This is a genomic window from Mycobacterium sp. E3247, assembly GCF_001667785.1.
GTDB lineage: Bacteria > Actinomycetota > Actinomycetes > Mycobacteriales > Mycobacteriaceae > Mycobacterium.
This window is the reverse complement of the sequence record NZ_LZJG01000480.1, coordinates 1-8,997: the sequence shown is the minus strand read 5'-3', so window position 1 is coordinate 8,997 and position 8,997 is coordinate 1. Positions and strand designations below refer to the sequence as shown.

5 protein-coding genes and 1 pseudogene are annotated in these 8,997 nt (G+C 69.8%); 2 read left to right on the top strand and 4 right to left on the bottom strand.

The window, feature by feature from the left end:
• Positions 1-385: 385 nt before the first annotated feature.
• The 4 genes and pseudogenes from A9X04_RS23395 to mutA form a co-directional block, all read right to left on the bottom strand.
• Positions 386-1,672, bottom strand: coding sequence for a serine hydrolase domain-containing protein (locus A9X04_RS23395; RefSeq protein WP_067925675.1), 1,287 nt, complete (start codon positions 1,670-1,672; stop codon positions 386-388).
• A 52-nt stretch (positions 1,673-1,724) separates the two neighbouring features.
• Positions 1,725-2,725 (bottom strand): annotated as a pseudogene (gene meaB / locus A9X04_RS23390) (methylmalonyl Co-A mutase-associated GTPase MeaB).
• Positions 2,726-4,978 (bottom strand): methylmalonyl-CoA mutase, encoded by a 2,253-nt coding sequence (gene scpA, locus A9X04_RS23385; protein WP_067925669.1) that lies wholly within the window; start codon positions 4,976-4,978, stop codon positions 2,726-2,728. It abuts the pseudogene before it with no gap.
• 5 nt (positions 4,979-4,983) lie between these two features.
• The gene (gene mutA / locus A9X04_RS23380; RefSeq protein ID WP_067925666.1) at positions 4,984-6,861 is read right to left on the bottom strand and encodes a methylmalonyl-CoA mutase small subunit; all 1,878 of its coding nucleotides are present in this window, start codon (positions 6,859-6,861) and stop codon (positions 4,984-4,986) included.
• A gap of 168 nt (positions 6,862-7,029) precedes the next feature.
• Here mutA and A9X04_RS23375 point away from each other — a divergent pair, with 168 nt between their 5' ends.
• Positions 7,030-7,797, top strand: coding sequence for a TVP38/TMEM64 family protein (locus A9X04_RS23375; protein ID WP_067925663.1), 768 nt, complete (start codon positions 7,030-7,032; stop codon positions 7,795-7,797).
• Positions 7,798-7,898: 101 nt separating this feature from the next.
• Positions 7,899-8,738: a S1 family peptidase gene (locus A9X04_RS23370; protein ID WP_067925660.1), complete on the top strand. Its 840-nt coding sequence runs from the start codon at positions 7,899-7,901 to the stop codon at positions 8,736-8,738.
• Positions 8,739-8,997 lie beyond the last annotated feature (259 nt).

The window sequence follows — 8,997 nt, the reverse complement described above, 5'->3', positions numbered from 1 at the left end:
GTCAGTGCCGACGTCCCCGATCGCCCCATCCCCAGGACGAACAAAATCAGTGGCCGCTTCGCGTTTCCGGCGCGCGCCGAATATTCGGGGAGATTGGGGCAATCGACTACCCCTTTCGCCGGTCTAGCCACACAAGCCCATTTCGTCCAAACGTCCGGCCTTTCAGTTCGTGCGCGCTTCGGCGCGAGACGGATCGCTGACTTTCGTCCTGATCGCTCGACTTTGCGGGCCGGTTCTATGACGCACATGTCAAACTGTAACGAATGTAACAGCTAACCGTGACATCCGCAGCGCAGGACGGCCTGACCTCGAAGTTGTTGCCGCAATTGCGCGCAAAGTCGCGCTCAGCGCACCGCAAACGACGGCGCATGTGTCCTTTGCGGGGTCAGCCCGCGACGGCCCCCGGCTCGAAGTACGGCGCCCCGAATTCCGTCACCGGTTCGAAGCCGCGTTTGCGCGCCTTCTCGGCGGCGTTGCGGATCAGCGCGTACAGGCCGACGAACGCCGCGTGGTCGGTCATCACGAACGGCGTCAGCAGCCGGTTGTGCACCAGCGAGAACGCCAACCCGCTCGCCGGATCGGTCCAGCCGAGCGACCCGCCGAGCCCGACATGGCCGAAGCCGGGCATCACGTTGCCGATGGGCAGGCTGTGGTAGCCGAGGTGGAAGGCCAACGGCATGAAGAGGTTTCGGTCCGGGCGCAGGCTGCGTCGACCGGTCAGGCCGGCGACCATCTCCCTGGACAGGAACCGGATGCCGTCGACCTCGCCGCCGTTGGCGATCGCCCCGTACATCCGCGCCAGTCCGCGGGCCGTCGCCACCCCGTTGGCGGCCGGGATCTCGGCGTCCAGCAGGGGCGTGTTGCCCTGCACGGCGGCGACCATGCCCGGGAAGTAGATCGACCGGAATCCCCCGGACAGCTCGTTGGCCACCCTGCGCGTCACGCAGCTCAGCAGCGGGTTCCGCACCAGGTTCTGCGGCGCGATGATCTCGGCGACCCGCGTCGGCGCGCCGGCCGGCGGGCGCCCCAGGTACAGCCCGTCGGTGCCCAGCGGCTCGGCGAGCTCCTCGCGTATCAGCACCCGCATGCCCTTCCCGGTCACGCCCCGGGCGAGGCCGGACATCAGCCAGCCGAAGGTCAGCGCGTGATAGGCCGACTTGCCCAGCAGCCGGCCCGGCGCCGCCGCGGCCAGCCGCTCTTCCATCAGGACGTGGTCCAGCAGGTCTTCGCTGTGGGCGCCGCGCAGACCGGACAAGCCGGCGGCGTGCCTCATCACGTCGCGCACGGTGAGCTTCGCCTTGCCGTTGGCCGCGAACTCCGGCCAGTACTCCGCGACGGGCGCCTCGTAGTCGATCAGCCCGCGGTCGGCGAGCCGGTGAATCACGGTGGCGGCCATTCCCTTCGTGGCCGAGAACACCATCGGCGCGCTGTCGGCCGACCACGGCCGGTGGCCGCCCCGGTCGGACCACCCGGTCCAGACGTCGACGACGGGCTGGCCGTCGAGATACACCGCCAGGGCACCGCCGCCGAACCGGCGGGCCGGAAACATGGTCGAAAAGCTGCGAACGACGCATCCGAAGTGTGAGTCCGCCGCGCCGGACACACGATGACCTGCGTCATGGTCATCGTGGACAGGGACCGCGCGGCGATCGACTCGGGTTTCCACCGTCACGCTTTCGAATTTACTTCGATTTCACACCCCGCCGGAGCGAAATCTACATTGTTTACCTATCCGTTAGTCTGACGCGGCCGTCAATATTTGCTCAGCGGCCAGCGCCGGGGTCAGCTCCCCGGCCTTGACCCGGCGTTCGACGTCGGCGCGCATCGTGCGCACCTTCGGGTTGGACAGCACCCGGTCCAAGACGGTGTCGCGCACCATCTGCCACGTCCAGTCGACGAGCTGGGCGCGCCGGCGCGCCTCGAACTCACCGGCCTCGGTGAGCACCTGACGATGACGTTCGATGGTGTCCCACAATTCCTCCAGGCCGGTCCCCTCCATCGCGCTCATCGTGAGAACCGGTGGCCGCCAGAGCGTTTCGCGCGGGTGTATCAATCTGATCGCCGAGGACAGCTCGCGGGCCGCCACCCGGGCCTCCGCGAGGTGCTCCCCGTCGGCCTTGTTCACCACCACGATGTCGGCCAGCTCCAGCACACCCTTCTTGATGCCCTGCAGCTGATCGCCGCCGCGCGCCAGGGTCAGCAGGACGAAGGTGTCGACCATGTTGGCCACCGTCACCTCCGACTGGCCGACGCCGACGGTCTCGATGATGATCACGTCGAAACCGGCGGCCTCCAACAGCACCACCGTCTCGCGCGTGGCCTTTGCCACGCCGCCCAGGGTGCCCGACGTCGGCGACGGCCGGACGTACGCGTCCGGGTGCACCGCCAGGCGCGCCATCCGGGTCTTGTCGCCCAGGATCGACCCACCGGTGCGCGTCGACGACGGGTCGACGGCCAGCACCGCCACCCGATGGCCCCGCTCGATCAGGTGCATGCCGAGCGCCTCGATGGTGGTGGACTTCCCCACCCCGGGTGTCCCGGTGATGCCGACGCGGTGGGCGTTGCCCGAGTCCGGCGTCAGCTCGAGCAGCAGCCGCTGGGCTTTCTCGTGGTGGTCGGCGCGGGTGGATTCCAGCAGCGTGATGGCCCGCGGCAGCGCCGCGCGGTCGCCACCGCGAACGGCCTTGGCGAGCTCGTCGACGGTGTCGCTCTTGCGGGACGCCATCTAGTCGAGCGTGTAACCCAGCCGATCGGCCAGCTTGTGCAGCAGTCCGATCGCGGCGTCGGCGATCACGGTCCCGGGCGGGAAGATGGCGGCGGCCCCGGCCGCATACAGCTCGTCGAAGTCGCCGGGCGGGATCACCCCGCCGACCACGATCATGATGTCGGGCCGTCCCACCTCGGCGAGCGCCTCGCGCAGCGCGGGCACCAGCGTCAGGTGGCCGGCGGCCAGCGACGAGACCCCCACGACGTGCACGTCGTTGTCGGCGGCCTGCCGGGCCACCTCCTCCGGCGTGGAGAACAGCGAGCCGACGTCGACGTCGAACCCGAGGTCGGCGAAGGCCGTCGCGATCACCTTCTGGCCGCGGTCGTGACCGTCCTGGCCCATCTTCGCCACCAGAATTCTGGGCCGGCGGCCGTCGGCCTCGGCGAACTTCTCGACCAGTTCGGTGGCGGTGGCGATGTTGGTGGCCTTTCCGGCTTCGTCGCGGTACACGCCGGCGATGGTGCGGATCTCCGCCTGGTGCCGCCCGTATACCTTTTCCAGCGCGTCGGAGATCTCCCCGACCGTCGCCTTGGCCCGGGCGGCGTTGATCGCCAGCGCCAGCAGATTATTACCCAGCCCGTCCGCCCCGGCGCGCCCGTGCGCCGCGGCCGCCCGGGACAGCTCGGCTAGCGCGGCCTCGACCGCGGACTGGTCGCGGCCGGCCCGCAGCTCCTCGAGCTTGGCCAGCTGTTCGGCGCGCACCCGGCTGTTCTCGACCTTGAGCACCTCGACCTCTTGGTCCTCTTCGACCTGGTACTTGTTGACGCCGATCACCGGCTGGATGCCCGAGTCGATGCGGGCCTGGGTGCGCGCGGCCGCCTCCTCGATGCGCAGCTTGGGGATGCCCTCGCTGATGGCCTGGGCCATGCCGCCGTGCTCGGCGACCTCGGCGATGTGGGCCCGGGCCCGCTGCGCGAGCCGATGGGTCAGCCACTCCACGTAATACGAGCCGCCCCACGGATCGATGGGCCGCGTGGTGCCCGACTCCTGCTGCAGCAGCAGCTGGGTGTTACGCGCGATCCGCGCGGAGAAGTCGGTGGGCAGCGCCAGCGCCTCGTCGAGGGCGTTGGTGTGCAGCGACTGGGTGTGCCCCTGGGTCGCGGCCATCGCCTCGATGCAGGTGCGCGCGACGTTGTTGAAGGCGTCCTGCGCGGTCAGCGACCAGCCCGAGGTCTGCGAATGTGTGCGCAGCGAAAGCGATTTGGCGCTCTTCGGGTTGAACTGGGCGACGAGCTCGCTCCACAGCAGCCGGCCGGCCCGCAGCTTGGCGACCTCCATGAAGAAGTTCATCCCGATGCCCCAGAAGAACGACAGCCGCGGCGCGAACTTGTCGATGTCCAGGTCGGCGTCCAGGCCGGCCTTGATGTAGTCGACGCCGTCGGCCAGCGTGTAGGCCAGCTCCAAATCGGCCGTGGCACCGGCCTCTTGGATGTGATAGCCGGAGATCGAAATGGAGTTGAATTTCGGCATCTTCGCACTGGTGTAGCCGAAGATGTCGGAGATGATCCGCATCGACGGCTTGGGCGGATAGATGTAGGTGTTGCGCACCATGAACTCTTTGAGGATGTCGTTCTGGATGGTGCCCGCCAGCTTCTCCGGCGGCACGCCCTGCTCCTCGGCGGCCACCACATACAGCGCCAGGATCGGCAGCACGGCACCGTTCATGGTCATCGACACGCTCACCGTCGACAGGTCGATGCCGTCGAACAGCTGCCGCATGTCGAGAATGGAATCGATTGCCACACCGGCCATTCCGACGTCCCCCTGGACGCGGGGATGGTCTGAGTCGTATCCGCGGTGGGTGGCCAGGTCGAAGGCCACCGACAGGCCCTTCTGGCCGGCCGCCAGGTTGCGGCGGTAGAACGCGTTGGATTCGGCCGCGGTGGAGAAACCCGCGTACTGGCGGATGGTCCACGGCTGGTTGACGTACATGGTGGGGTACGGGCCGCGCAGGAAGGGCGGCTCGCCGGGGAAGGTGTTCAGCGGGTAACCGTCGGCCACCGCGGCGGCCCGGTCGGCGCCGATGTACACCGGTTTGACCGTGATGTCTTCCGGGGTGTGCCAGTCGAGCTGATCGGGCGTGTACCAGTGCGCCGCCGCGGCTGCGGCGACGTGCTTTTCGACGGCCGCTTCGGTGGGCGGCGCCGGCGGACGGTCCGCGTTGAGCGGGACCTCGGCGAAGTTACCGATCACAGGTGCCGTGGTGGTCATCGTGGCTACGCTCCCAGTCGAGTCAGCAGGTTCGAAAGGGCTTCGACCGCATCGATTTTCGCGGTCAGGAATTCGTCGGGCCGGTGCTCGGCGTCACCCACCGCCTTCTCCGGCCCGGCCAGGTAGACCCTCGACACGCCGGCGGCGCGGGCCGCCTCGACGGTCGCCGCGGCCTCGTCCTGGTAGCGCTTGTCGATACCGCAGATCACCGCGACGCCCGGCGATCCGGCGTCGGCGACGGCCTTGGCGACCGTGGTGGCGTCGACCGTTCCCAGGTTGACGGCCTCGATGCCGCCCGATGCCAGCAGGTTGGCGGCGAAGGTGGTCCGGATGTTGTGTTCGGCCAGCGGGCCCAGCGGAAGCAGCAGCGCCTGCGGGCGTGCGCCGGTGCGGGCCAGGTAGGCATCGGAGCGATCGCGCAGCGCCTCGAATGCGGCGGCGTAGCGCTGCAGGTGGCCGGCGGCCAGGGGCGTGCCCGACGAAGCATCCTGCGGCAGAGCGGGTTCGGTGAGATTCGGGAATTCGTTGACGCCGGTGATCGCGGTGCGACGGTGCGCGATGTCGTCGGCGCGCCGCTGCGCGACCTCGGCGATCTGCTCGGCAATGTAGTCGCGCGCCTCGACGAACCCGCCGCGCGCCTCGATGGCCTGGAAGTGCGTCCAGGCCTGCTCCGCGAGCCGCGCGGTGAGGTCCTCGACGTACCACGAGCCGCCGGCGGGATCCAGCACCCGGCCGACGTGGGACTCCTCCAGGAGCAGCAGCTGAGTGTTGCGGGCGATCCGCCGCGCGAAGCTTCTCGCCGTGCCGGGGAAGCCGCCCGGGATCGCCACGTCGAAGGGCAGCACCAGCACGGTGTCGGCGCCGCCGACGGCGGCGCCGAAGGCGGCCAGCGTGCAGCGCAGCATGTTCACCCAGGGGTCGCGCTGGGTCATCATCGGCAGCGACGTTTCCGCGTGCACGGTGACGGCGCCGCCGTCCGGGTCGCCGACGACCTCAGCGACCCGCGCCCACAGCTGACGCACGGCCCGCATCTTGGCGAGCGTCACGAACTGGTCGTCGTCGGCGGCCAGCCGGAAACTGATCTGCCGCAGCGCGTCGCCGACCGACATGCCCGACTCGGTGAGCCGTCGCAGATAGACCACCCCGGCGGCGACGGTGCCGGCCAGCTCCCACGTCGCGTTGGCGCCGAGATTGTGGAAGGCCGGCCCGTCGACGGTGAGGGCACGCACGCCGCGCTCACCGGCCGCCCGCTGCGCGACCGTGACGACCTCGTCGAGCGTGGGCGCGGGACGGTCGCTGAGCACCGCGGTGAGCGGGTCGCCGCCCAGGTCGATCGAAAGCAGTTCGCGCTGGTCGGCTTCCACCCGGGTGGCCATCGCCAGCATGACGTCGGCGGCGGCGGAGTAGTCGGCGCCCGCGTCGACGATCACCGGCGCCATGCTCAGGTGCACGCCCTCCAGGGCGTCCTCGAGCTGGTCGACGGTCACGCCGGACTCCCCCACGCGCAGCATCAGCGCGCCGGCCCCGTTGCCGAGCGCCTCGAGCACCGCGGAGTTGACGTCCTTGGCCGTGACCCCGGCGACGCGGTCGGCCGGGAACGCCTCGGCCACGCGCCAACCCGATTTGACGTCGCGCAACGCGTCGGCGCCTCGCACATAGGGCCATTCGCCCGGCAACGGCGGTTCCGGCAGTTCGTCCAGCGCCGTGTACAGCGCCCGGACGGCGATGCCGTCGTAGGTCGGGGTTTCCAGCAGGCGCTCGGGCTGGTCGCCGAGTTCCTCGGGGTCCTTCCGGGTGCTCTTCGACAGCACTCCGGCGACCGCACTGCGCCAACGCCCGCGAACCAGTTCTAGTTCGGCGAGCTCGGGTACATCAATGGACACCGATTGCTCCCTTTTTGCCAGCAAATGGGGCCTGCGACTTACTAATGAGGCTAATTGATCAGGCCGGTCGGCAAAAAACCGCGCGGCCCGGCGACCGGGGTGGGCCGCCGATGAAACGCCAGCCTCGGGATACGAGTTATTCATCTGCGGCCCGTAACCTTTAGAGGCGTGACGGCTTCCGCCACCTGCAGAATCAACCGGACCTTGCGCGACCTCGCCGGCGCGCTGGGCGCCGCCGCGCGTCTGCTGTCGCGGCCCCGGGCGATCGCCACAGTGGTCGGTATCACACTCCTGATCGCGGCGGCGTCCTGGCTGCCGCTGCCGACGCCGGTGCAGATGCGCGACTGGGCGGAGTCCGTCGGGCCGTGGTTCCCGTTGGCGTTCCTGGCGGCGCACGTCGTCGCGACCGTGGTGCCGATCCCGCGCACGGCGTTCACCCTGGCCGCCGGGCTGCTGTTCGGCCCGCTGATGGGTGTGGCGATCGCGGTGGTCGCCAGCACTGCGAGCGCGGTGATCGCGCTGCTGCTGGTCCGCGCCGCCGGGTGGCGGCTGAACCGTCTGGTGCGTCACCGGTCGATCGACACGGTGGACGAGCGGTTGCGACAGCGGGGCTGGCTGGCCATCTTGTCGCTGCGGCTGATTCCCGCCGTGCCGTTCTCGGCGATCAACTACGCCGCCGGCGCCTCGACGGTGCGGGTGCTGCCGTACACGCTGGCCACCCTCGGCGGCCTGTTGCCCGGCACCGCCGCCGTCGTGATCCTCGGCGACGCGCTCGCCGGCCACCCCAGCTCGCTGCTGTACCTGGTGTCGGTGTGCACGGCGACGCTGGGTTTGACGGGCCTGATCATCGAGATCCGCCACTACCGCCGCCACCATCACCGAGCGCACACTTCCGTCGGCGACGAGCCCTCCCCCGAGCCGGCTACCATCAGCTGAGCGGCCCGCGCGAAATATCTGACTAATCGCCACATTTGACCGGCCGAAGCTGGCAAGCTGGGGCGTGCGGTACCCACCGGCATCGCGCGCTCAAAGGGGGGATGTTGGCCGGAACCCACGTGTCATACCCGCTGCCGCAACGTTCGAGGACGCATTCCGCGTTGCTGGTGATCGCGTCGCTGTGTTGCGCGACCGCCCTCCTCGCCGTGGTGGACCGGCTGCCCAAGACCATCACGCCGAGCCCTCAGCCCTCCCCGCCGCCGCTCCTGTCGCCGATCGATCTGCCCGCGTCAAGCGCCGTCGGGCCGGGTGCGGGCATCTACGTCGAGTACGCCGACGGGACGGGCGGGATGGGCTGCACCGCGGGGTTTTTGGTGCGCACCAGCACGGGCCTGCCCGGTGTCCTGACCGCCGGCCACTGCAACCGGCCCGGCGAGGCCAGCAAGGTGACGATGAACCTGGGCGGGGTCCTGCCCTACGCGACGCTGGGCACGTTCGCCCAGACGGTCAGCGAGGGCGTCCTCAACGAACAGCACGACATCGGCCTCATCCTGCTCAACGGGGACAACGTTCCCCGTAATCCGGCCGTCGGGGCCGCCCTGCCCGTCTCCGGCGTCGCCACCAACCTGCAGACCGGGCAGGAACTTTGCAAATTCGGCATCGGCAGCGGCGAGGCCGCCTGCGGGCAGGTCACGGAGGTCACCGACAGCAAGGTCGTGTTCCTGGCGCCCGGCCAATGCGGCGATTCCGGTGGCCCGGTGTATCTCAAGCAAGGCGACGGCACTGTGCGCGCGGTCGGCATCCTGATCCGCGGGGGCGATCCCAACACGCCCATGCCGCGGTGCTCCGCCCCGGCGAAATTCTCGGTCGCCGAACTCGTCCAGCCCTGGCTGGACAAGTGGGGCCTCACCGCCGTGACCGCGGAAACCGCGCCCGGCTGAGGCTTCTTCAGGCTGGCTTCAGGCTGACTTCCTACTGTCGCGGATCGCGGCGATCCGCGGGTCCCCCCTGCGGATGGGTGCGCCGCCGACAGAAGAGGAGAGATGGGCCGAGTGAAGATCAACCAACTCATCGCAGGGTCCCTGCTTGCGGGCGCCCTCGGGGCGGCCGCGGCCGGCTTCGGGGTCGCGGTGGCGAGCGCGGATCCGCCCCCGCCACCGCCACCGGGGCAGCCGGGACCGCCACGGCGAGGAGGGCGGT